Raw genomic sequence first — 23,294 nt, 5'->3', positions numbered from 1 at the left:
GATAATTACATTCAAGAAATCGTCAGCCCCAAATTCTTGCCCGAATCCGTTCCTGCCTTTCGCGGTCGAACGAAGGTCAGCAAAGGGCGTCGATTTCCTCATCCGTCAGCGTATCTGGCAGCACGGTGACGGGTATGGGGAAGGCCGCACCGCGTCCTGAGATGGAGGAGACGAGCGGTCCCGGCCCTTCCTTCGTCGATCCTGCCGCCAAAACCAGAATGGCAATATCGCGATCTTCCTCGATGAGCCCGTGGATCTGTTCGGTTGCACCGCCTTCACGGATAACCGCTTCCGGCTCGATGCCGATGGTCTCACGGACCTTCTGGGCGATCTTTGCAAGCGTTGCTTCCGCCTCCTCGCGCGCCTCGGCCCGCATGATCTGCTCGACGCCCAGCCACTGCTGGAAATCGCCTTCCGGTATCATGTAAAGCAGAACCAGTCCGCCATTGGAGTTCTTGGCGCGACGACCGGCATAATGCACGGCCCTTTCGCATTCCGGTGTGTCATCGATAACAGCGAGAAATTTGCGACGATGCCCTTCCAGACGCGACAGCCGTTTTGAAACCATTCCGCACTCCCTGTGTCCGCCGCGATCCGAAAAACCGCCCGACGGTTCGGGCGGAGATTATATCAAATCACGGCAGGCGCAAACCGCCCGCCGTGATCCGCAAGGCGATACGTGGTCAGCGCAGGAACCCGATGATGTCGCGCACCTCGTTCATCGTGTTTTCGGCGATCGCGCGCGCGCGCTCACCACCCTGTTTGAGGATGGCATCGATGTGGGTGGGATCGTCGAGAAGGCGGCGCATCTCGTTGTTGACCGGAGCCAGCACATTGACGGCAAGCTCGACGAGAGCCGGCTTGAAGGCCGAGAACTGCTGTCCGCCGAATTCTAAAAGAACTTCCGCTTTCGTCTTGTCAGACAGTGCTGCATAGATACCAACTAGGTTTTCGGCCTCCGGGCGGCCCTTCAGGCCTTCCACTTCGCTCGGCAGTGCATCCGGGTCCGTCTTCGCCTTCTTGATCTTTCTCGAAATGGCGTCGACATCGTCCATGAGGTTGATGCGCGACAGATCCGACGGATCGGACTTCGACATCTTCTTGGTGCCGTCCTTCAACGACATCACCCGCGGTGCCGGACCGCCGATCAGCGGCTCCACCATCGGGAAATAGGCATGCACCGGCTCATTGCCCACGGTGATGTCAAGCCCGAGACCGGCGTTGCGGATATGGTCGCCGAAATCGATGTTGAATTTCTGGGCGATGTCGCGGGCCAGTTCCAGATGCTGCTTCTGGTCGTCGCCGACAGGAACGTGGGTCGCGCGGTAGACGAGAATGTCCGCAGCCATCAGGCTCGGATAGGCAAGCAGCCCAAGCGACACCTGCTCGGCATTCTTGCCGGACTTGTCCTTGAACTGCGTCATGCGCTCCATCCAGCCGATGCGCGCCACGCAATTGAAGATCCAGGCGAGTTCGGCGTGCTGCGGCACAGCCGACTGGTTGAAGACGATATGCTTCACCGGATCAATGCCTGCGGCAATGAAGGCGGCAGCGATCGAGCGGGTCTGCGCCTTCAGGTCCGAATGAACGAGCTGGGCGGTGATGGCGTGCATGTCGACGACGCAATAGATGCAGTCGTTATCTTCCTGCAACGCCACGAATTTGCGGATGGCCCCGAGATAATTGCCGAGATGCAGATTGCCGGTCGGCTGGACGCCCGAGAAAACCAGCGGCTTGAATGCGTTCATTGTCGTCCTCGAAAAGGCTTGTGGAGGGCCCCGCCCCGTGGTTGGAATTGCACGCGCGCTTATGCACCTACAGCCCCTCGCAATCAAGCGGTTTCAGGGCGCGTCAGCCGCGCGGCTGAAGAAGATCCCAGTGATTTCCATAAGGGTCCGCAAAGACCGCGACAGAGCCATAAACCTCATGGCGCGGTTCTTCCAGAAAGCGCACGCCGCGCGCAAGCATCGTCTCGTAGTCACGACCGAAATCGTCGGTATGCAGGAAAAACCCGACACGGCCGCCGGTCTGGTTGCCGATGGCAAGACGCTGCGCTTCGCCATCCGCCTCGGCAAGCAAGAGGGCACAGCCATCGGTCCCTTGAGGCTTCACCACCAGCCAGCGTTTGCCGTCATCAAGAGGTTGGTCGGAAAGGCAGTCAAACCCCAGAACCTCGCAATAAAACGTCTTTGCCCGGTCATAATCGTCCACCACGAGTGTGATGAGGGCGATGCGACGGTTTTCTGCGAAGGACATCAGCTTGTCTCCGTCTGGGCATTCTTGTTGCGGCGCTTTTTGATGGCTCTCTTGACCATGCCGAGATCGGCACCACCCGAAACGAAAGCCAGCACGAAATAAACGAGCATGGCGGAAAGCACGAGGCCCATGATGGTTCCGGCCCGGACGAAAATGGAGGAGGCGGAGGACAGCTCGAAGCTGAGATAGGTCAGTGCATAGTGAACGAAGCCCGCCATAAGGGCGGCGGACAGCAGCAAGCGCGGAATGCGGGTGAGGAGCGGAATGTCCACATGCCAGTGACCCCGCCACAACAGCATGCCGAACAGCAGGGCGGCATTGACCCAGCCGGCGGTGATCTCGGCAATGGCGATGCCCGGACCTCCGAGACGCGGAAACAACGTCAGCGCCAGAGAGACGTTCACAACAACGGAAATCGCCGCGAAGATCATCGGTGTGCGGGTGTCCTCGCGGGCAAAGAAGCCGGGAATGAACGCCTTTATCAGCACGAAAGCCGGCAGGCCGAGGCCATAAATACCGAGGATCTGCGCGACGGTGACGGTGGCCGAAGGCGCGAAATTGCCGCGCTCGTACAGAAAGCGCACGATGGGTTCCGCCATGACGAGAAGGGCAGCGGCGGCGGGCAATGTCAAAAACAGCACGAATTCGACCGAGCGGTTTTGCAGGCTTCCCGCCTCGACCATATGTCCGCCACGCAAAGCCCGCGCCAGCTCCGGCAAAAGCACGGTGGCAACGGCGATGCCGACGACACCGAGCGGCAGCTGGTAAATCCGGTCGGCATAGGCGAGCGAGGAGATCACACCCTCACCGGCAGACGCGATATTGGTGTTGATCAGGAGATTGATCTGGGTGATGCCGCCGGTGATCGCGGCCGGCAAAGCAAGGACCAGCAGGCGCTGGACATTCTTCGTCAGCCGGGGTCTGCGGAAACCGATCCGCATGCCGGCATTGCGCACGGCGATCCAGACGATGCCAAGCTGCACCACACCCGCCGCCATGACACCCCAGGACAGGGCATAACCCACCTGAAGCGGGTCGTAATGCTTCCACCAGGCCAGCATCAGAACACCAATCAGAATGATGTTCAGGAAGACCGGTGCAATCGCGGCAGCGAAATAACGGTGCAGCGAATTCAGCATGCCGCCCATCATCGCCGCCAGCGACATGCAGGCGAGATAGGGAAACATGATGGTTGCGAGACGGACGGTGTTGTCGAATTTCACCGGGTCTTCCAGAAAGCCCGGCGCAATAACGGTGCGCACGATGAACGGCATCGACAGTTCCATCAGGATCGTCAAAGCCAGAAGCACGGTGAACAGAACGCCGAAAACTTCTTCGGAAAAGCGCCTTGCGCCCTCCATGCCGTTCGCCTCGATCTCCTTGGCAAAAAGCGGTACGAAGGCCGAGTTGAACGCGCCTTCGGCAAAAAGGCGCCGGAAGGTGTTCGGGAACCGGAAGGCAGCATTGAAGGCATCGGCGACCGGGCCGGTACCGACGGCTGCGGCCATCAGCGTTTCGCGGAGGAAACCGAAGATACGGCTTCCGAGCGTGGCCGTGCCGACCGTGGCGAACTTTCCGATCAAGCTCATGGGAATTTCAAGCCTTTGCCGTGCGCGTGGCCGGCAGCGCCGCCACATCGGGATGGGCGATGATGCCGTTTGGCATGCGATCGCGCAATTCGTCTTCCTGCTCGCTCATCACGGCCTTCAGGCGCGTGGCAATGCTGGCCTGCCGGTTGTCATTAGTGACCTTCTGGCCGAAGAGATCCGTCACGTAGAATGTGTCGATGACCTTCTCGCCGAAGGTGGTGATGCGTGCGGAATGAATATCCAGCGACAGATCGGCAATGACAGCCGTCATATCCGCCAGAAGCCCCGGCCGGTCGAGGCACTCGACCTCGATAACGGTGAACTTGTTCGAGAGCCCGTTGGAAATGATAACGGAGGGCGGAATGGTGAAGGCGCTTTTCTTCCTCCGGCTCTTGGTGCGGGTGGCAATCATTTCCGGCAGGCGCTGACGACCGGACAGAACCTCTTCGATCAGCTTGCCGACATTGTTGCCGCGCCGCGTCTCGTCTTCGTCGATCGGAAATTCGCGGTTGATCAGGATCGTATCGAGCGCCCGCCCATCGGATGTGGTGAAGATTTGCGCGTCGGCAATGTTGGCGCCGGCCGCAGCACAGGCGCCGGTAATGATCGACAGCAGGCGCGGATGGTCGGGCGCCAGCACGGTGATTTCGGTGATGGCGTGGAAGGAATGTGTGCGCACCATGGTCGACAGCGCTTTTTCCTGCTTGTCGGCCTCGCGGATGAAGCGGGTGTGACGCACCTGATCTTCCAGCGCCACCGTCAGCAGATAGGGCTCATAGTGCAGCTTGGTGTATTTGCGCCGTGCCTTCTGGCCCCAGTCTTCCAGCGCGTCGTAAAGCGCCTGACGGGCAATATGCGCCCTTTCCTTGCGGGAGACTTCCGAAAAGCCACCGGAGAGAAGCAGCTCGGTCTCGTAATAAAGCGAGCGGAGCAACTGACCCTTCCAGCCGTTCCAGACACCCGGACCGACCGCGCGGATATCGCAGACCGTCAGGATAAGCAGCATCTTCAGCCGCTCCATGGATTGTACCTTGTCGGCGAAATCGGTGATGGTCTTGCGGTCGTGCAGGTCGCGCGTCTGGGCGACCATGGACATCAGAAGATGCTGCTCGATCAGCCAGACCACCATTTCAGTCTGCTTGCCGGTCAGCCGGAAACGCTGGCAAAGCTTGCGGGCCACCCGCGCGCCGGCAATCGAGTGATCCTCCTGCCGGCCCTTGGCCACATCGTGCAGCAGAACGGCCACATAAAGTGCCTCACGCTCCTCGACACCCGGCATCAGCTGGTTGGCAAGCGGATGGGCATCCACAGCCGTTCCCTTATCCACCTCCGACAGTACGCCGACAGAGCGGATCAGATGCTCGTCCACCGTATAGTGATGATACATGTTGAACTGCATCATCGCGACGATCTTGCCGAATTCGGGAATGAACTTGCCGAGGACGCCAGCCTCGTTCATGCGCCGCAAGGTGAGCGCCGGATCACGCCTCGAGGTGAGGATCGCCAGAAACAGCCGGTTCGCCTCCTCGTTCTCGCGAAGCCCGTCATTGATCAGCGACAGCGACCGGGTAACGACACGCAGCGCATCCGGGTGAAGTTCGAGATTGTTGATATCGGCGATGTGAAAGAGCCGGATCAGATTGACCGGATCGTTTTTGAACACGTCCGGCTTGGCCAGCGCGATGCGTCCGCGATCCTCAACGAATTCAACAGAACCGGGAATTTTGCGGACGCGGTGGGCAAAGCGGCTGAGAACACCCGACAGGCCCGGCACGTCCTTTGCCTGCCTGTCCTCCAGTGCGGCGCAGACGATGCGGGTCAGGTCACCCACATCCTTCGCCACCAGGAAGTAATGCTTCATGAAACGTTCGACGGCGGAAAGCCCGGGGCGTGGCTGGTAGCCCAGCGCATCGGCGATCTCGCGCTGAATGTCGAAGGAAAGGCGCTCTTCCGCCTTGTTGGTGATGAAATGCATCTGGCAACGGACGGCCCAGAGAAAATCATCGGCCTTTTCGAACAGCCTGAGTTCGCGCTTAGACAGGACGCCAAGCTTGACGAGATCGGCTGTATCGCGGACATGGTAATAATATTTGGCGATCCAGAACAGCGTGTGCAGGTCGCGCAGGCCGCCCTTGCCTTCCTTGACGTTCGGCTCCACCAGATAGCGCGTATCGCCCGCCTTGCGGTGACGCTGGTCACGCTCGGCCAGCTTGGCGGCGATGAATTCCGGCCCGGTGCCGGTGACAACTTCCGACTCGAAACGTTTTTCGAGATCATCGGTCAGGGATTTTTTGCCGCAGATTGCCCGCACTTCCAGAATGGCGGTGCGGATGGTCATATCGGATTTCGAAAGGCGAACGCACTCATCCACCGTGCGCGTGGCGTGGCCGACCTTGAAGCCGAGATCCCAGAGCAGATAAAGCACGAACTCCACGGCCTTGTGCATATCCGGCGTGTTCTTGGCTGGCAGCAGGAACAGAAGGTCGATATCCGATCCCGGCGCCAGCGTGCCGCGACCGTAACCCCCCACCGCTGCAACGGCGATCTGCGGCGCGTCTTTCGGATAGACATATTGGCAGGCGAGATCATAGAGGATTTCGATCAGCCGGTCCTGGAGCCAGGAGATACGTCGGGCGCAATCGATGCCGCTGCCGTCGGATTTCAGCAGTTCGCGAGCCTTTTCCCGGCCTTCCGTGCTGGCCTTGCGAAAGATCGGCAGCAGGTCTGACCTGACATCGGCGATGCGCTTGCCGTCGTTCTTGAAGATGATGTCGCATTCGCGCTTCAGCGCCGAAACATCGAGAATTTCGGAAAAATCCAGGTCCTTGATGGCCATTTATGCCGTTATCCATGTCCTGTGGGAAAGCCACCGCTTGCGATGGGATTGTCCTATAGCGAGTTTCAAAGGCGATGGACAGGCAGTCTATCCTCTTAAGCCTTGCCAAGTTCTTTCTTTAACGCATAGAGCGCGTCCAATGCCTCACGCGGCGTCATTTCGTCCGGGTTGAACCCCTTCAAAGCTTCTTCCACCTTCGATGGTCCAGCCTTGCGGGTTTCCTCACGGCGAACCGCGATCTGGAACAGCGGAAGATCGTCGATCAGCTGACTGGCCGGGTTCTTTCGATCGGCATCTTCGAGCTTCGTCAGCACCTCACGGGCGCGCTCCACCACCGATGCCGGAAGTCCGGCGAGCCTTGCCACCTGAATACCGTAGGAACGATCCGCAGCACCCGGTCCGACCTCGTGCAGGAAGATGACATCACCCTCCCATTCCTTCACCCGCATCGTGGCATTGGAAAGGCGACCAAGTTTTTCCGACAGCACCGTCAGTTCGTGGAAATGCGTGGCGAAGAGGCCACGGCAACGATTGACCTCGTGCAGATGCTCGACCGCCGCCCAAGCGATCGAAAGGCCGTCGAAGGTTGCCGTGCCACGGCCGATCTCATCCAGAATGACCAGCGAGCGATCCGTCGCCTGATTGAGGATGGCGGCCGTTTCCACCATTTCCACCATGAAGGTCGAGCGGCCACGCGCCAGATCGTCGGACGCGCCGACGCGGGAAAACAGCCGGTCTACGATGCCGATATGGGCGGCTTCTGCCGGAACGAAGGAGCCGATCTGCGCGAGGATGGCGATAAGCGCATTCTGACGCAGGAAAGTCGACTTACCGCCCATATTAGGGCCGGTCAGCAGCCAGATCGCACCATTTTTGCCGCCCTCAGCAGCCGACAGATCGCAATTATTGGCGATGAATGGCCCAGCCGACTGACGCCGCAGGGCCTGTTCAACCACCGGATGGCGCCCGCCTTTGATCGCGAAGGTCATGGAGGCATCAACGATCGGGCGGCAATAGGCCTGTTCGGTAGCGAGATAAGCAAGGCTTGAGGCGACATCGATCACCGCAAGCGCCAGCGCACCCGCCTTGATCGCCTCCGCCTGCTGCACCACGGCCTCGACCATGCGCTCGAAGGCTTCCAGCTCCATGGTCAGGGCTTCTGCCGCGGCATTGGCGATGCGGCTTTCGAGATCGGCAAGCTCGGTGGTGGTGAAGCGCATGGCGCCGGCCATGGTCTGGCGGTGGATGAAGCGCGCCTTCGCCTCATCCGTCGCCATCATGACATCGGCGTTGCCCGCCGTTACCTCGATGAAATAACCAAGCACGTTGTTATGCTTGATCTTGAGCGACTTGATGCCGGTTTCCTCGGCATATTGCAGCTGCAGCCCGGCGATCACCCGGCGCGACTGGTCACGCAATGCGCGCACCTGGTCGAGTTCGGGATTGGCGCCTTCGCGCAGGAAACCACCGTCGCGTTTCAGAAGTGGCAGATCGTCGGCCAGCATCGATCCGAGCATGGCTTCCAGCCCGCCCGGCAAAGCCTTCAGATCCGCAAGTGCAGCAGCAAGCTCCTCCGGCAATAGTCCCTGATCGAGAATGGCGGCAATTCTCTCGGCCGACGCCAGGCCCTGCCTGATCGCCCCGAGATCGCGCGGGCCACCGCGCTCCAGCGCAAGACGGGAGAGCGCGCGCGGCATATCGGCAACCTGTTTCAAGGCATCGCGCAGGCCATCGCAAAGGGAGACGTCATCAATGAGATAGGCGACCGCATCGAGACGGGCATTAACCCTTTCCGGATCGGTCAAGGGAGACATCAGCCGCTCGGCCAGAAGCCGCGCACCGCCGCCCGTGACCGTGCGGTTGAGGGCATGCAGGAGCGATCCGTCCCTTTCGCCCGAGAGCGTCTTCACCAACTCCAGATTGGCGCGGGTCGCGGGATCGATGAACAGCGTGGAGGCAGCGCTTTCGCGTTCCGGCGCACCAAGCGGCGGGCGCTCGGCAATCTGGGTCTTTTCAACATAGGCAACCGCGGCAGCGGCAGCGGCCATCTCCACGCGCGAAAATGTGCCGAAACCATCGAGGGTCGAGACGTTGAAGTAACGCGCGATCCGCCCTTCCGCCGTAGCGCTGTCGAACAGAATGGCCGGCTGCGGCACGGCGACACGGCCAAGCATATCGAAAACCGGTCGCAGCTCTTCGTCATGGAACAGACTGTCGGCAACGATCAGCTCACGTGGATCGATGCGCCAGATATCAGCGAGGAGCCGCGTCAGCGTGGTTTCCGCCAAGCGGAAGACGCCGGTGGAAATATCAATCCAGGCAAGCGCAAACTGTGCCTCCGCACTGCCGCGAATACGAGCGAGCGCCATAAGATAGTTGGATTCCGTCGGCGACAGCAGCTTTTCTTCGGTGAGCGTGCCGGGCGTGACAAGCCGCACCACATCGCGTTTTACCACGGATTTCGATCCGCGCTTCTTCGCCTCGGCCGGGTCCTCCACCTGCTCGCAGACGGCGACGCGATAACCGCGCAGGATGAGCTTCTGGAGATAATCATCGGCGGCGTGAACGGGAACGCCGCACATGGGAATATCCTGCCCCATATGCTGGCCGCGTTTCGTCAGCGTGATGCCGAGCGACCGCGAGGCTTCCACCGCATCGTCAAAGAACAATTCGTAAAAATCGCCCATGCGGTAAAACAGCAGCGAACCGGGGTTGTTCGCCTTGATCTCGATATATTGCTCCATCATGGGAGTGGCCGTGGCGCGGCTCTCTTCCGAGATCAGGGAAGCGGTGGTCAAAACGTCCGTCAATGGCTTGCCGATGTCATATCGTGTTGCGGAAAGGGAGCGCCGACACTAGCGGCAATGGCCGCACCAAGACAACACACACGGCACCGCTGCCCACAGGAACATCCCGCTAGATCCGAGTTAAAACCGGTCAGCCGTTGATGCGCTCGGTCTCGCCGCCGTAATAGCTGATGTAGCGGCCGGCGATAGAGGAAACCGGCAGGACCACGAGAACATCTGTCGTGTTGAAGGCATGGTCCACCACGGCGCCGGAGCCGAACATGGCGCCGAGACGCATATAGCCCTTGATCAGCGGCGGCATGGCGTTCAGCGCCTTGCGGGCGTTCAGCGCCTCAGCCGGTACCAGGTCCATCTCGTGATAAAGCTCGGGAAGAGCGGAAGCCGCCCACTCGCCCTTTGCAACGCAATTGTGATGCAGGAAGGACAGAGCAAGCGCGTGGGCTTCCGGCTGCACGCCGGGGAACGAAGCGCAACCGATCATGGCATCCATGCGGTGTTTCACGGCATAGGCCCAGTTGCCCTGCCACAAAAGCTCAACCGTGCGCTTGGTGCGATATTCCGGCAGCACGCAGGAGCGGCCAAGCTCCATGAAGCGCTTGCCCGGATGGCGCGCTACCAGCCCGGCGATGTCGAATTCGCTTGCGGAATAAAAACCGTTATTCGCGAGTGCAGTTTCCTGACGTAACAGACGGTAGGTACCGACGATCTGGTCCTCGCTGTCGCCTTCAATCGCCTTGTCGAGCACGAGCAGATGGTCGCAGACACTGTCCCAGGCGTCGATGTCGCGCTTGCGGCGCATGGCGTCTGCGGGAAGGCGCGCCTTCATTTCATCAACGAAAACCCGGTAACGCACGGACTGCGCCGCGTCGATCTCTCGCTCGTTTCTTGCGAGCCGTGTTTCCAGCGAGCCGATACGGCCGAAAAGCCCCTCATTGTCCTGAGCGGTGTCTGGACGAGGATGAATAACAACTTTGTTTTCACAAATGTCGTGACTGTAGATTTCGGCAACCATGGGGAATCGCTCCGCCACCAAAAGATTTTTCCTGTCATAAATCACTAATTGACGACAGAATAGTGACAAAATGCAGCCATTGCGAGTCTCTCAAGTCATGATGGCAACAGGCGTTTCGCCTCCAGCAAGCGGCGGATTTCCTCCACCAGTCGTCTCGGGTCGGCAGGCTTGGTCAAAACCTTGGCCGCACCGGCATTCAGCAGGATTTCGGCGGTTTCAACGCTCGCATCGCCGCTGAGCACGATGAGCGGAATATTTCTTCCGCCCTTCAGCGTGCCGAGAAGCTCCGGCAGCACCTCAAGCCCCTCGCCGCCCGGCATATTGAGATCGGATATGATGAGGTGCGGCAGGCGGGTTGTGCCCGGCGCCACGGCTTCCTGCAGGGCCTGAAAATCGTCGACACCGCGCACGATGTAACCGCTTTTTTCCAGAACGGCCCGGATGATGCGCGCATTGACGGCGTCGTCCTCGGCCACGAGGATATCGATACCGCTTACCCCTTCCGTCACCCGTGACGAAAACCCCACATCCGGATAGTTGTCGTTGATGGCATCGCGCCGTTCTATGCCGCGCAGACGGCCGCAGAGGACGTCAATAAGAGACTTTTCGCGCAGCGGCCGGATCAACCAGGCGTCGAAGGACGCATGCATGGTCGACGCCCGCTCTTCGGGACTGACCAGCAACGTGCGGCGGACATTCTGTTGCGGCCAATCCCTTAGCGCGTCTCTGAACAGAGGCGAAATACGCCTGTCGACAATGATATCGGTGAGATCGGCAGCTGTACCGTGCAGCCTTTCCAAGTCCTCCGGTTCGTGGATAAGAGCGCATTTACCGCCGAAAGCCTCGATCGCCTCCATCGTCACCGTTGCTGCCACGCCCCTCGGCGCGACCAGCAGGACATTGGTATGCTGCAGGCAATGGTGCCGGTCCGGGTCCGGCGTGCCGGTGGACGAACTGCCCGGACGGAATGCCAGCTTGAAGGTGCTGCCCTCACCCTTGCGGCTGAAGACCGTGAGGCTGCCGCCGAATTCCCGCACGATGCGGGCGGAAATCGCGAGCCCAAGCCCTGTTCCCCCACTTTGTTGCGACATCGGGCCTGCCTGTTCGAATTCGCCAAAGATACGGGCTTGTTCCGCTTGGCTCATGCCGGGGCCGGTGTCCTCGACGGTGATATGCAATTCGCCTTCAACCATGCGCGCTCGGATGACGACCCCGCCCACCTGCGTGAATTTGACGGCATTGCCGAGGAGGTTGAACAGAACCTGACGCAGCCTTGCCGGATCGAAATCCAGATAATCAGGCACATCCGGCGTGACGAAGGAGGTGATTTCGATGCCCTTTTCGTGGGCGCGATGCGCCAGCATCTCGACAATGCTCTCGATCAGCCGGCGCAGGTTTTCCGCACGCGGATTGAGTTTGAAACGGCCCGCCTCCATGGTCGAATAATCCAGCAGGTCCTCGACCAACTGTACCAGCGACTGACCGGACTGCTTCATGCCGTCGAGATAATTACGTTGCTCTTCATTGAGCTTCGTCTGCGATAGAAGATGGTTCATGCCGAGCATGCCGGAAAGCGGCAGACGGATCTCGTGGCTAACAGTTGCCAGCAGCCTTGCCTTTTCGGCATCGGCCTTTTCCGCGCGTAACCGGGCGTTTTCCCGCTCGCCGAGTGCCAGCCGCTCCTCGGTGACATCTCTCGCGATGCTGCTGATGAGAAGACGACTGCTTGCCAGATCGCGGGTGACGACATCGTGCCAGGAGAAAATGCGCTGACCGAACGGGGTCGCGATTTCCACATCATAAGCGTGGGCCTTGTCGCCTGGCCGGAAAGCGATGCCGATTTCCTCACAGCTCAGCCCTTCGGGTGCCGAGCAGCCCGTCACTTCACGAAAAACCGCATTCGCCTCGACGATGCGCCGATCCATATTGCGGATGACGATGATATCGCCCATGGCCTCCTGGATCTCGGCAATCAGCGATCGGTTTTGAGTTTGGCGTAGCCGTACATCCAAATCATCTGCAGATAGTTTGCCGGGATACTGGAAGGATTTGCCGAACATGGCGTAGGACAGGAGACCGACCAGCACCGCACCGAAGAAGGATGCCAAGGCGACGGTGACCGCATAAGGCACCGCAAGCGCGATCAAGGCCGCGGAGAAGGCACCCACCGACAATGACGCGGCAACGTATAGCGTGATCGATCTGGCATCTATCCCGCGCCCCGCACCGCCATGGTGAGATGTCGTGTCGACGCGATCCGCCGGCTGCGCCGGGGTGGCGGCGAGGCCATCTGAAACTTTTTCCCGCAGTCTTGCCAGTTCGCTCATGCACAACCGCTACCACGGCAGCGGTTTTGATATGTTTGGCTCAAACGCTAAAATTTTACTTTTTAGCCGCCCGGGCGTGCAGAAACTCATCGAGAATGACGCAACCGGCACCGATTGTTATGAAAGTGTCGGCCAGATTGAAGACCGCGAACGACCATGTATCGGTGTGAAACAGGATGTAGTCGATGACGTGACCGTAGAAAAAGCGGTCGAGAAGATTGCCCGCCGCTCCAGCGATGATGAAGGCGAAGCCAAGATGGGCAAAAGTCCGATCCGCCGCCGTCTTGCGCCAGAGCCACAGAACGAAGACCACGATGACGAGCCGCATGCTGACGATGAACCAGCCGTGCATGTCCGCCAGCATCGAAAACGCCACACCGAGATTATAGGTGCGGTAAAGCGCCAGGAACGGAATGACCGGCACCATCTCCTGCAACGGCAGATAGGTCTCGACCAGTTGCTTGACGACCTGGTCCAGCACAAGGGCAGCAACGATAAGCGCGAAAGCCGGGCCAAATTTCGAAAACAACGCCGCTTTGGCCATTACTTCACCGGTGCCAGTTCGAGGAGATGTCGCCGCGCCTCGAAAAGCATGACAGCGGTTGCGATGGCGAGATTGAGACTATCGGCACGGCCCTGTTGGGGAATGCGCGCCAGTTGGTCGGCCCTGCCGGCCAGTTCAGGCGGCAGGCCGGATTGTTCGTTACCCATCAAAAGCACGACGGGCTTTCCGGCGTAATCGATTTTTCGATAATCCACCGACCCGGCAAGATGGGTGGCAACGACACTGACATTGGCTGATTTTTTCCATGAGAGGAATTCCTCAACCGAGGCGCGGGTAACGGGCGTAGCGAAGACCGAACCCATGGTCGCACGCACCGTTTCCAGCGAAAACGGATCGGTGCAATCGCCGACCAGAATGACACCTGAGGCACCCGCCGCATCCGCCGTGCGGATGATGGTGCCGAGATTGCCGGGATCACGCACCCGATCGAGCGCGATATAGGTCTCGCCTTTTTCCGGACGGATATCTTTCAATGGCTTCCATCTCTGGTCAAAGATGCCAACGACCATTTGCGGATTGTCGCGTCGGGTGATCGAGGCGATGACTTTTTCGCTGACTTCGAGCACCAGACCGCCCGAAGCGACCGTCTTTACGGCCGCCTGCTCCACCAGCGGCTTGCCCTTGGCCGCCTTGGCGTAAACCAGGGTGCGGATGGTCCAGCCCAGTTCGAGCGCGTCGATAACCAGCTTCAGGCCTTCCGCCATGAAGGTGCCGGTCTCTTCCCTGCCCTTTTTCTGGGTAAGCGCCTTGATATCCTTGATGATGGGATTGGCAAGGCTGGTGACTTCCTTGACCTGGCCAACCCGGCGCGTCGTGTTTTCGCGCATGTCGTTCGTCATTTCGGCTCCCAGCGGCTGAACAGCGATGTGGAAAGCACCCGGCCCGGCGTCTTGCCATCAAGCCCGGCCTCGCGAATGACGAGCTCGCCGGACGCAACGACGCCACCGGCGCCGCGCATGATTTCGCGCATCAATTCATGCATCGAATAGAAGCTGGCCCTGATAGAATAGGCCGTCAGCACCAGACCGAGCGCTTTGGGCGACAGGATTTCCCGGCAGATATCGAGCATCAACGGAAGATGGTCGAACAATTGCCAGATTTCACCATGGGTGCCGCGGCCGAATTTCGGCGGGTCGGTGAGAATGATGTCGTAGGTGCTGCCGCGACGCTCCTCGCGCTGGATGAACTTCATCGCGTCTTCGCAAATCCAGCGGATCGGCGCCTGTTCGAGCCCGGCAAGCGCCTGGTTCTCCTTTGCCCAGCCGATCGCTTTCTTGGAGGCGTCGACATGGGTTACTTCAGCGCCTGCAGCAGCGGCGACCAAAGAAGCGACGCCGGTGTAACCAAACAGGTTCAGGACTTTCAGCGGCCGGTCAGCCGTTTCAACGGCATTTTTCAGCCATTCCCAGTGGACAATCTGCTCCGGGAAGACGCCGACATGCCGGAAGGCCGTGAAACGGCCGAGAAATTCGACGCCGAGCAGCGACAGTGGCCAGGTTTCGCCAAGTGCTGCCTTTGGAAAACGCCAACGGCCCATGCCGTCTTCATCCGTGTCGCCGGTAAAAATGGCGTCGGCATTCTGCCATACGCGGTCGGGAACCGACGGCTGCCAGAGAGCCTGCGCCTCGGGACGGACGACGCGATATTCGCCGTATTGTTCAAGCTTCAGGCCATTGCCGCTGTCGATGAGATGAAAATCACCCGCGCCACTCGATTCCAGAATAACCGGAACCTGTTCTGCGGGACGTTCGCCGGTGCGATGCTTGAGGGGCCGCGCAGGCACCTGCTCAACGGCCGGTACTGGGGCTATTTTTTCCCTCGGCGCAGATTTGGGCGCGCTGCGCACCGCGTCCGGCTCGCGCTTTTTCGGTGCCGCATCCATTCGCCGTGCCGGCTTTGCGGCATGAACCTGTTTTTTCTCGCTCCCGGCACGCACGCGATTGCCCGGCCGGCTGTCTTTTTTCTTCAATGGAAATCTTTCCGCTTCTGCCCGCGTCTTATCGCGCCAGCAAATAGCATTCCAAGCGTCGCTCGACTAGAGCCGCAACGAATGTCGGCACCATCACTTTGCCGGGAGTTGGCCCGCATTCGGAAGCTGCGCGGCTGTTGCCGCTTTGTGCCGGTTCGCCTCGTCATGCCAGCGAACGGCTTCCTTCGCCTCGATACGGGCGCGCTTGCGATGCTTGCCCTGCGCAAACCATGTGGCGGAAGATCCCAGAAGCACACCGAAAATGACGGCCAGAAACAGGAACACGAAAAACGGCGCGGTGAAGGAAAGTACACCATCCTCCGGCCGGAACGGATTGAGCGCGAGCGTCACGGACTGACGATTGGCCACGCACAGGATGACGAGGATAATCGCCAGCGGAAGCAGGATGATGAGGTTGATGATTTTTTTCGACATCCGACATTACTCCATCGCGGCGTGCATTCCCTCGGCTCCGTTTCCGGGGCGGCGGTGAGAACGATCAATCGTCCTCTTCGTCACCCATACCGGGGTTCAGGCGCTCACGCAGTTCCTTGCCCGTCTTGAAGAAAGGCACCCATTTTTCCTCAACGAAAACCGATTCACCCGTGCGCGGGTTCCGACCGGATCGCGAAGGACGGTTCTTCACCGAAAATGCGCCGAAACCACGAAGCTCGACACGATTTCCCGCTGCCAAGGCATCGGTGATTTCATCCAGCACCGCATTGACGATATTTTCCACGTCACGGTGATAAAGGTGCGGGTTACGCGCAGCAACGATCTGCACCAGTTCAGACTTGATCACGGTTGCCCCCTGAAAGAATTGGATTTTTAATGCGGCTCAACCTGCCAAACGGAAACAAGACCGTCAAGAAACAACTTGTCCGCACCGAGCTGACCGGAGCCCGCAAATGGGATTAAATCGTCATATCCCAGAAGCTTCGCTATTTGCGCAACACTGAAAAGCGAAAAAGGCGAACTGGAAGACGGTGCGCGCCATTCCACGATCGGCAAATCCTTGGCAACACCGCGCGTTTCGAAATAGCCGCGAATTTCCTTTTCGCCGCCAAGCGTGTCGACCAGCTTGTTGGCGAGCGCCTGTCTGCCCGTGAAAATCGATCCGTCCGCCAGTTTCAACACATCCTCGCGCGGCAATTTGCGGCGATCGGCCACAAGATCGACGAACCAGCCGTAGCTGTCCATCACCATGGAACGGATCATCGTCTTCGCCTCTTCGGGCGCCTCGTGGAACGGCGAAGGCTCCGCCTTCATCGGAGAGGACTTTATTTCCTGCAGCGAGACGCCGAGCTTATCCATCAGCTGGCCGATCTGGGGATATTGAAAGATCACGCCGATAGAGCCGGTGATCGAGGTTTCGCCAGCGATGATGACGTCGCCTGCAGATGCGATCATATATCCAGCGGAGGCGGCAAGCGTGCGGACATCGGAGACCACCGGCTTCTTTTCCGCAACGCCGCGAATGGCCTTGAAGATGCGCTCGCCGCCATAGGTGGTGCCACCGGGCGATGAAATCGAAACGATCAGCCCTTTGACATTGTCACTCTTGGCAATCTTGTCCAGCCGCTCCAGAAGTTCGGTATTGTCCTGGATCAGCCCGGAGATCTGGACACGGGCAATATGGGGTCTCTCGCTTTGCTGCGGGGTGGCCCATAAAAACCGGTAGAGGCCGAAAATGCCGGCGACAAACAGAAAAACAGCGGCAATCCGCCAGAAAGTCAGCTTGCGGCGCAATCGTCTGCGATCCGCTATCGCCATATTATCCATCGAAAACCCCTGCCTTCCGGCATTTGAAGCGTAATGTAAGTGTCATGGCCATATGGTTCTTCTAGCGCGAAGCCGCAAGGAAACAATAAGGAAACCAGAATTACGATTAAATTCGCATTTCCCTTGCACCTTTCCAGACAAAAACCATATTGGCAGGACACAGCACTCATGCCAAAGACATCAAGATAAACATATAAGCTTCAGTTGCGCGCCAAAGTGGCGCCCAGGAAGTTTTCCGGACCCACTCTTATGCTCGAAAGACTCCGCCAACCCGCGCCAGCGTTTCCGCTGCCCAATGACCAGAACGGCGCTTACGAGCGCGCGCTGAGGCATTCCGCGCGCGTGAAGCGGCTGAAAATCATTCTGCCGCTCGGTGCGGCGATCATCTCGTTTGCCTTCGTCGCCGTTTCGCTCATTCGCACCTGGGCGCCCGAAGAGGTTTCGCTTGAAAGCGCAAGGATCGAAGACGGCAAGATCGTGATGGAAAAGCCGGCCGTTGCGGGCCGCAACGAGAAGGGGATCGACTACTCCATGAACGCAGACCGTGCGTTGCAGGATATCGCCAACCCCAACCTCATGACGCTCGAAAGGGTTCTGGCTGCGGTGCCTGTGAACGACAGCGTCGCCCAGGTGGTCGCCAAGGAAGGCATTTTCGACCGGGCCACCAACACGCTGAAGATGACCGCCCCTTTTGACATCAATCTCAGCAATGGCATACAAGCGAAGTTCCAATCTGCGGATGTCGATCTGAAGGCTGGAAAAATGAGCAGTAAAGAGCCGGTTTCGATCAAAACAAACGACGGCGCCATTGTTGCGCAATCGATTGATATCGCGGATAATGGCAAGACTATTACGTTTTCGGGGCAGGTACGCGCACGTATCGCTGCATCCAATATCAAGAATGAAGGCAAGTGAGAGCCCGGTCCAGATGATGCAAATTTCCCGTCCCGTTTCCCTTGGCAAATCCGCAGGCGTTACAGCCGCAGCTTTTGCTTTTTCCTGTCTTGCAACCGTGGCTTTCGCTCAGAACACCACCAGCAACATGACAGGCGTCAAGCTCTCCGGCGACCAGCCGATCGCTATCGAAAGCGATCAGCTCGAGATTCGGGACCAGGAGCGCAAGGCCTATTTCACCGGTAACGTGAAAGTTGTGCAGGGCACCACCACCCTTCAGGCCGGCAAGATGACGGTCAATTACAAGGGTGAAGGTTCCTCGCTCACCAGCGGTGACGCCAATATCGAAAAAATCTTCGTCGACAATAACGTCTACCTGACGTCCGAGACGCAGAAGGCCACGGCCGATCACGGCGAATTCGACATGGCGGCGCAGACCTTCATTCTGACCGGCAAGCAGGTTGTGCTGTCCGAGGGCGCGAATGTCTTCACCGGCTGCAAGCTCACTGTTCTGATGAATTCGGGGCAGGCAAAGCTTGAAAGCTGCGGCGGCCCTGTCCGGATCATGCTCGATCCGAAATCGCAGCAGAAGAAACAGTAGTCTTACCTCGTGAAGATAGCCTCGATCTCAAAAATATTTGGCGGTGGGCGCGACCGACCTGTGGACGCTGCGTCGCAGGCCGACAAGGCTCGCTATGACGGCACCCTGATCGCGCATGGTCTGACGAAGACCTACAATACACGGCGCGTCGTCAACGGCGTCTCGCTGGTCGTGCGCCGCGGTGAAGCCGTGGGGCTGCTTGGCCCGAACGGCGCAGGCAAAACCACCTGTTTCTACATGATCACGGGCCTTGTACCCGTCGATAGCGGCAAGATCGCCATCAACGGCAACGACGTCACCACCATGCCGATGTACAGGCGTGCCCGCCTCGGTGTCGGCTATCTGCCACAGGAAGCCTCCATCTTCCGTGGACTGACAGTCGAGGAAAACATCCGCGCCGTGCTGGAAGTGCACGAACCTGACAGCGCCAAGCGCAGCCGCAAGCTCGATGAGTTGCTGGAAGAGTTCCACATTGCGCAGCTGCGCAAATCGCCCGCTGTCGCGCTGTCGGGCGGCGAACGTCGCCGTCTGGAAATCGCCCGTGCTCTGGCGACCGATCCGACCTTCATGCTTCTGGACGAACCTTTTGCCGGCGTCGATCCGATCTCCGTCAGCGACATTCAGAACCTTGTCAGACATTTGACCGCGCGCGGGATCGGCGTTCTCATCACTGACCACAATGTCCGCGAAACGCTCGGCCTCATTGACCGCGCCTATATCATCCATGCCGGTGAGGTTCTCACCCATGGCCGTGCAGACGATATCGTCAACAATCCGGATGTGCGCCGGCTCTATCTCGGCAATAATTTTAGCCTTTAAGCTCCCGGGCGCGAAAGATTCTTCATCGCGCCCCGCAGTGACGCTTGACCAAACATAATAAAAAAGCAATTTTTGGGCCAAGTTTCGTTGCCAGCGCAAAATTTATGAAATTTGTGGCGACGAAGAAGCTGTAAGGGGAGTTTCGCGTCCGCCATGGCATTATCTGCCAGCCTTTTGCTGCGTCAAAACCAGTCTCTCGTGATGACACCGCAACTGATGCAGTCCATCCAGCTGCTTCAGATGACGCATTTCGAACTGACGCAGTTCATCGCGCAGGAGGTGGAGCGCAATCCTTTGCTTGAAATTGCGGCAAACGACGGCGATTTGAGCAGCGATAGCCCTGTTGATGCGGAGAATTTCGGCGATGCCGACAGCGAAGGGTCCGACAAGGCCGCGCCGGTAACGGCCGACAGCGACGACTGGTACAGCGATCGCGCGGCAAATCTCGGCGAACAGCTCGACACCAGCTTCGAAAATGTCTTTCCCGACGATACCGAACCCAGAAAGCCCGACGCACCCGAACTTGCGGGGCAGTGGAAATCCATGCCCGGGCAGGAGTCAGGCGAGAGTTACGATCTCGACGACTTCGTTGCCGCGAAACAGACCCTCAGCGACCATCTCAATCAGCAATTGCCTCTCGCCATATCCTCTGTGGAAGATAGGATGATTGCCGATGCGCTGATCGGCCAGCTCGACGAGACCGGATATATCGCCGTAGATGCCGTCGAAGACGTCGCTGAACGGCTGGGGGCGGCGCCTTCGGCAGTAGAGCGCATTCTGGAGACGCTTCAGGGCTTTGATCCTCCCGGCGTGTTTTCCCGCTCGCTGAGCGAATGTCTGGCGATCCAGCTTGCCCAGAAGGACAGGCTTGATCCGGCAATGCGGGCTTTTATCGACAATCTGGATCTTCTGGCGAAACGGGATTTCGCTTCTCTAAAAAAACTCTGCGGCGTGGATGAGGAAGACCTTCTCGACATGCTGGCGGAAATCCGCACGCTCAATCCGCGTCCGGGCGCTGGTTACGATTCGACCGTTTCCGAGACAATCGTTCCTGATATCATCATTCGCCCCTCCTCTGCCGGCGGCTGGCTTGTGGAAATCAACCCCGAGACCCTGCCGCGCGTGCTCATCAACCAGACCTATTTCGCAGAGGTTTCAAGGCACAAGTCGCGCGAGGGAGAGGATCAGGATTTCCTTTCCGAATGCATGCAGACGGCCCATTGGCTGACCCGCAGCCTCGACCAGCGCGCCAGAACGATCATGAAGGTGGCGACCGAAATCGTGCGCCAGCAGGACGCCTTTCTCGTCAATGGCGTGGACCACCTTCGCCCGCTGAACCTCAAGACGGTGGCCGACGCCATCAAGATGCACGAATCCACCGTCAGCCGGGTGACGTCGAAAAAATACATGCTGACGCCGCGCGGCCTGTTCGAGCTGAAATATTTCTTCAGTGTTTCCATCAGCTCGGTGGAAGGCGGTGACAGCCATTCGGCAGAAGCGGTGCGTCATCGCATCAAGGCGATGATCGCGCAGGAGGCCGCCGACGCAGTGCTTTCCGACGACGATATCGTCGATAATCTGAAAAAGAGTGGTATCGATCTTGCCCGCCGGACCGTGGCCAAATATCGCGAGGCGATGAACATCCCATCCTCCGTTCAGAGACGGCGCGAGAAGAAGGCCCTGGCCAGACTGTCGGCGTTCTGAGCGGTGGCGCTGGTCACGTTTTCAGGGCTTTCCAGCCGCACCATTGACTCTTGCTACGGCAAGGGCTAGAAGCCCGCCGCACACGTAAGCAAGGTCATTTGTAACGGATTCATCTCCACCGTCCATGGGCGTAAAATTCGAATGGGGGCTTTTAAAGGCCTTCGAAACGCTTGGATGCGCGCGCGGCTTGACGTAAGCTGGTACTCGCAAATCACTACAAAAAGGAAATTTTCCATGAGTGTGCGTGTATCTGGTAAACATATGGAGATCGGCGAATCTTTCCGGCAGCGGATTGAGGACAATATAGGTCTGGCAGTTACCAAATACTTCGATGGGGGGTATTCAGGCCAAGTGACCGTAGAGAAGTCCGGATCGCGTTTTGCAGCCGATTGCAAACTGCATCTCGATACGGGCGTTGTATTGCATGCGGCGGGTCAGGCAAATGATCCGCAAGCGAGTTTCGATGCCGCCGCCGAGCGTATCGAGAAGCGCCTGCGTCGCTACAAACGGAAGCTGAAGGACCATCACCACAATGGTTCCGCGGCGAACGGCGCGATGTCGGAAATCGCCTATACGGTAATGGATGCTGTCCCCGATGAGGACCACGAGGTTCCGGAAGACTACGCACCCACGATCGTTGCGGAAAGTTCGAAACAGATAAAGACGATGTCCGTCGCCAGCGCCGTGATGGCGCTCGACATGACGGACGAACCGGTTCTGCTGTTCCGCAGCCCCGGCAAGGAATATCTCAACATCGTCTACCGACGACATGACGGCAATATTGGCTGGATCGACGCGGAAACGATCAAGAGCTGAACAGTCTGACAAGACATGGGAGGCAGAGCGCGAAAGCGTATCTGCCTCCTGCATCGTCTCGATGGCATGAAGGAAAAAGAGAATGGCGTTGGCAGATTTGCTGCAACAAGATGCGATTATTCCCGCCCTCAAGGTGAATTCCAAAAAGCAATTGCTTCAGGAGCTGGCCGCAAAGGCAGCCAGAATTACCGGAGTCTCGGAACGGGAAGTTTTCGACGTCATCCTCCAGCGTGAGAAACTCGGCTCCACCGGTGTGGGGCACGGCATTGCCATTCCGCATGGCAAGCTGAGCAGCATCCATCAGATCACCGGCGTCTTCGCACGTCTTGAAACACCTGTTGATTTCGAGGCGCTGGATGACCAGCCGGTCGATCTGGTTTTCCTGCTGCTTGCACCCGAAGGCGCCGGCGCGGATCATCTGAAGGCGCTGTCGAGAATTGCCCGTGCTTTACGCGACCCCGAGCTGGTGGCCAAGCTGCGCGCCACCGATTCCGACACGGCAATTTACGCCTTCCTCAATCAGGAGCAGGCGACCGCTGCCTGATCAAAGGCTGCCGACGGTCCTTTCCATGGACAAAAAAACGCGCCCTTGAGGCGCGTTTTTTATTGGAGCATTTCAAACAAAAGCGCGTCCCGGTTTTATATCCGGACGCGCTTTAGATGAGGGAATGCCTCACGCATCCTTCTCGTTGACGGAGGCGGTGCCCGGCTCGGGCGCTGCGGCGGTCTCCACCTTCGGGCCACCCTTTGAGACGCCAACCATGGCGGGGCGCAGCACCCGGTCACCGATGGTGAAACCGGCCTGAACCACCTGCAGTACCGTGTTGTTCGGAACTGCCGTGTTCGGAATTTCGAACATCGCCTGGTGGAAATTCGGATCGAATTTCTGGCCTTCCGCATCGATCTTTTTGACGCCATGGCGCTCCAGCGTCGAGAGCATCGAGCGCTCCGTCATCTCGACACCTTCGATCAGGCCGTTGAGACCGGCTTCGCCATTGGTCTTGAGTTCGTCCGGAATGGCTTCAAGAGCGCGGCGAAGATTGTCGGAAACGGCAAGCATGTCGCGCGCGAAAGCGGCGAGAGAATAGGCCTTCGCATCCTTGACTTCGCGTTCGGTGCGGCGACGAAGATTGTCCATTTCTGCTGCAAGACGCAGGAACTTGTCGCGCAGATCGGCATTTTCGGCCCTGAGCAGTTCGATCGGATCGGGCTCGGCAGCTTCCGCCGTCTCTTCCCCTGTAAATGCGGGTTCGACAAACTCTTCGGCGACGTCCGCGTCAGGTCCGGGCTTTTTCGTATCGTCGGTCATGACGTTCT

21 protein-coding genes are annotated in these 23,294 nt (G+C 58.8%); 6 read left to right on the top strand and 15 right to left on the bottom strand.

Annotated features, from left to right (window positions below):
- Positions 1-76: 76 nt before the first annotated feature.
- From GH784_RS03065 to sppA, 14 genes are all read right to left on the bottom strand, one after another.
- Positions 77-568 carry a universal stress protein gene (locus GH784_RS03065; protein ID WP_003514782.1) on the bottom strand — a complete coding sequence of 164 codons (492 nt, stop codon included), beginning with the start codon at positions 566-568 and terminating at the stop codon, positions 77-79.
- A gap of 115 nt (positions 569-683) precedes the next feature.
- Positions 684-1,748, bottom strand: coding sequence for a tryptophan--tRNA ligase (gene trpS, locus GH784_RS03060; protein ID WP_003514781.1), 1,065 nt, complete (start codon positions 1,746-1,748; stop codon positions 684-686).
- 103 nt (positions 1,749-1,851) lie between these two features.
- The gene (locus GH784_RS03055) at positions 1,852-2,256 is read right to left on the bottom strand and encodes a VOC family protein (protein WP_019564425.1); all 405 of its coding nucleotides are present in this window, start codon (positions 2,254-2,256) and stop codon (positions 1,852-1,854) included.
- Positions 2,256-3,845, bottom strand: coding sequence for a murein biosynthesis integral membrane protein MurJ (gene murJ, locus GH784_RS03050; protein WP_065703736.1), 1,590 nt, complete (start codon positions 3,843-3,845; stop codon positions 2,256-2,258). The genes GH784_RS03055 and murJ overlap by 1 nt, the downstream gene beginning before the upstream one ends.
- A gap of 7 nt (positions 3,846-3,852) precedes the next feature.
- Entirely contained in the window at positions 3,853-6,681 is a 2,829-nt protein-coding gene (locus tag GH784_RS03045; protein WP_003514778.1) for a [protein-PII] uridylyltransferase, read from the bottom strand.
- A 95-nt stretch (positions 6,682-6,776) separates the two neighbouring features.
- The gene (gene mutS / locus GH784_RS03040) at positions 6,777-9,428 is read right to left on the bottom strand and encodes a DNA mismatch repair protein MutS (protein ID WP_083211593.1); all 2,652 of its coding nucleotides are present in this window, start codon (positions 9,426-9,428) and stop codon (positions 6,777-6,779) included.
- 190 nt (positions 9,429-9,618) lie between these two features.
- Positions 9,619-10,500: a l-ornithine N(alpha)-acyltransferase gene (olsB, locus tag GH784_RS03035; RefSeq protein ID WP_003514771.1), complete on the bottom strand. Its 882-nt coding sequence runs from the start codon at positions 10,498-10,500 to the stop codon at positions 9,619-9,621.
- 95 nt (positions 10,501-10,595) lie between these two features.
- A complete protein-coding gene (locus GH784_RS03030; RefSeq protein WP_065703732.1) occupies positions 10,596-12,827 on the bottom strand; it encodes a hybrid sensor histidine kinase/response regulator in 2,232 nt (743 codons plus the stop codon).
- 55 nt (positions 12,828-12,882) lie between these two features.
- A complete protein-coding gene (lspA, locus tag GH784_RS03025; protein ID WP_003514769.1) occupies positions 12,883-13,371 on the bottom strand; it encodes a signal peptidase II in 489 nt (162 codons plus the stop codon).
- Complete coding sequence (locus tag GH784_RS03020; RefSeq protein WP_065703730.1) at positions 13,371-14,231, bottom strand: TrmH family RNA methyltransferase; 861 nt, start codon at positions 14,229-14,231, stop codon at positions 13,371-13,373. The genes lspA and GH784_RS03020 overlap by 1 nt, the downstream gene beginning before the upstream one ends.
- Entirely contained in the window at positions 14,228-15,361 is a 1,134-nt protein-coding gene (locus tag GH784_RS03015; protein ID WP_038489658.1) for a class I SAM-dependent methyltransferase, read from the bottom strand. The genes GH784_RS03020 and GH784_RS03015 overlap by 4 nt, the downstream gene beginning before the upstream one ends.
- Positions 15,362-15,454: 93 nt before the next feature.
- Positions 15,455-15,796, bottom strand: coding sequence for a LapA family protein (locus GH784_RS03010; RefSeq protein WP_003514766.1), 342 nt, complete (start codon positions 15,794-15,796; stop codon positions 15,455-15,457).
- Between the two features lie 64 nt (positions 15,797-15,860).
- Complete coding sequence (locus GH784_RS03005; protein WP_219256707.1) at positions 15,861-16,187, bottom strand: integration host factor subunit beta; 327 nt, start codon at positions 16,185-16,187, stop codon at positions 15,861-15,863.
- Positions 16,188-16,189: 2 nt separating this feature from the next.
- On the bottom strand, positions 16,190-17,143 hold the full coding sequence (gene sppA / locus GH784_RS03000) for a signal peptide peptidase SppA (protein ID WP_038489656.1): 954 nt from the start codon (positions 17,141-17,143) through the stop codon (positions 16,190-16,192).
- Positions 17,144-17,392: 249 nt separating this feature from the next.
- Here sppA and lptC point away from each other — a divergent pair, with 249 nt between their 5' ends.
- The 6 genes from lptC to ptsN all read left to right on the top strand — a co-directional run bounded on the left by lptC (position 17,393) and on the right by ptsN (position 22,521).
- On the top strand, positions 17,393-18,058 hold the full coding sequence (gene lptC, locus GH784_RS02995) for an LPS export ABC transporter periplasmic protein LptC (RefSeq protein WP_038489653.1): 666 nt from the start codon (positions 17,393-17,395) through the stop codon (positions 18,056-18,058).
- A 13-nt stretch (positions 18,059-18,071) separates the two neighbouring features.
- Positions 18,072-18,638: an LptA/OstA family protein gene (locus tag GH784_RS02990; protein ID WP_003514763.1), complete on the top strand. Its 567-nt coding sequence runs from the start codon at positions 18,072-18,074 to the stop codon at positions 18,636-18,638.
- Positions 18,639-18,647: 9 nt separating this feature from the next.
- On the top strand, positions 18,648-19,457 hold the full coding sequence (gene lptB / locus GH784_RS02985; RefSeq protein ID WP_003514762.1) for an LPS export ABC transporter ATP-binding protein: 810 nt from the start codon (positions 18,648-18,650) through the stop codon (positions 19,455-19,457).
- A gap of 153 nt (positions 19,458-19,610) precedes the next feature.
- Complete coding sequence (gene rpoN / locus GH784_RS02980) at positions 19,611-21,161, top strand: RNA polymerase factor sigma-54 (RefSeq protein ID WP_065703727.1); 1,551 nt, start codon at positions 19,611-19,613, stop codon at positions 21,159-21,161.
- Positions 21,162-21,395: 234 nt separating this feature from the next.
- A complete protein-coding gene (gene hpf, locus GH784_RS02975) occupies positions 21,396-21,977 on the top strand; it encodes a ribosome hibernation-promoting factor, HPF/YfiA family (RefSeq protein ID WP_003514759.1) in 582 nt (193 codons plus the stop codon).
- An 82-nt stretch (positions 21,978-22,059) separates the two neighbouring features.
- On the top strand, positions 22,060-22,521 hold the full coding sequence (ptsN, locus tag GH784_RS02970; protein WP_003493488.1) for a PTS IIA-like nitrogen regulatory protein PtsN: 462 nt from the start codon (positions 22,060-22,062) through the stop codon (positions 22,519-22,521).
- 129 nt (positions 22,522-22,650) lie between these two features.
- Here ptsN and grpE read toward each other — a convergent pair whose 3' ends face one another.
- Positions 22,651-23,286, bottom strand: coding sequence for a nucleotide exchange factor GrpE (gene grpE / locus GH784_RS02965; protein ID WP_003514756.1), 636 nt, complete (start codon positions 23,284-23,286; stop codon positions 22,651-22,653).
- Positions 23,287-23,294: the final 8 nt, after the last annotated feature.

The sequence above is a fragment of the Agrobacterium tumefaciens genome, from assembly GCF_009649785.1.
In the GTDB taxonomy this organism is placed as follows: Bacteria; Pseudomonadota; Alphaproteobacteria; order Rhizobiales; family Rhizobiaceae; genus Agrobacterium; species Agrobacterium tumefaciens.
The sequence above is the reverse complement of the archived record's forward strand: the minus strand, read 5'-3'. Positions and strand labels throughout refer to the sequence as shown.

Bases quoted from the DNA above. Each gene is read 5' to 3' on its own strand.
- murJ (WP_065703736.1), bottom strand. From the start codon at position 3,845: ATGAGCTTGATCGGAAAGTTCGCCACGGTCGGCACGGCCACGCTCGGA.
- GH784_RS03030 (WP_065703732.1), bottom strand. From the start codon at position 12,827: ATGAGCGAACTGGCAAGACTGCGGGAAAAAGTTTCAGATGGCCTCGCC.
- lspA (WP_003514769.1), bottom strand. From the start codon at position 13,371: ATGGCCAAAGCGGCGTTGTTTTCGAAATTTGGCCCGGCTTTCGCGCTT.
- lptC (WP_038489653.1), top strand. From the start codon at position 17,393: ATGCTCGAAAGACTCCGCCAACCCGCGCCAGCGTTTCCGCTGCCCAAT.
- ptsN (WP_003493488.1), top strand. From the start codon at position 22,060: ATGGCGTTGGCAGATTTGCTGCAACAAGATGCGATTATTCCCGCCCTC.
- trpS (WP_003514781.1), bottom strand. From the start codon at position 1,748: ATGAACGCATTCAAGCCGCTGGTTTTCTCGGGCGTCCAGCCGACCGGC.
- GH784_RS03010 (WP_003514766.1), bottom strand. From the start codon at position 15,796: ATGTCGAAAAAAATCATCAACCTCATCATCCTGCTTCCGCTGGCGATT.
- grpE (WP_003514756.1), bottom strand. From the start codon at position 23,286: ATGACCGACGATACGAAAAAGCCCGGACCTGACGCGGACGTCGCCGAA.
- GH784_RS03045 (WP_003514778.1), bottom strand. From the start codon at position 6,681: ATGGCCATCAAGGACCTGGATTTTTCCGAAATTCTCGATGTTTCGGCG.
- GH784_RS03020 (WP_065703730.1), bottom strand. From the start codon at position 14,231: ATGACGAACGACATGCGCGAAAACACGACGCGCCGGGTTGGCCAGGTC.
- GH784_RS02990 (WP_003514763.1), top strand. From the start codon at position 18,072: ATGATGCAAATTTCCCGTCCCGTTTCCCTTGGCAAATCCGCAGGCGTT.
- mutS (WP_083211593.1), bottom strand. From the start codon at position 9,428: ATGATGGAGCAATATATCGAGATCAAGGCGAACAACCCCGGTTCGCTG.
- GH784_RS03065 (WP_003514782.1), bottom strand. From the start codon at position 568: ATGGTTTCAAAACGGCTGTCGCGTCTGGAAGGGCATCGTCGCAAATTT.
- olsB (WP_003514771.1), bottom strand. From the start codon at position 10,500: ATGGTTGCCGAAATCTACAGTCACGACATTTGTGAAAACAAAGTTGTT.
- rpoN (WP_065703727.1), top strand. From the start codon at position 19,611: ATGGCATTATCTGCCAGCCTTTTGCTGCGTCAAAACCAGTCTCTCGTG.
- hpf (WP_003514759.1), top strand. From the start codon at position 21,396: ATGAGTGTGCGTGTATCTGGTAAACATATGGAGATCGGCGAATCTTTC.
- GH784_RS03055 (WP_019564425.1), bottom strand. From the start codon at position 2,256: ATGTCCTTCGCAGAAAACCGTCGCATCGCCCTCATCACACTCGTGGTG.
- sppA (WP_038489656.1), bottom strand. From the start codon at position 17,143: ATGGATAATATGGCGATAGCGGATCGCAGACGATTGCGCCGCAAGCTG.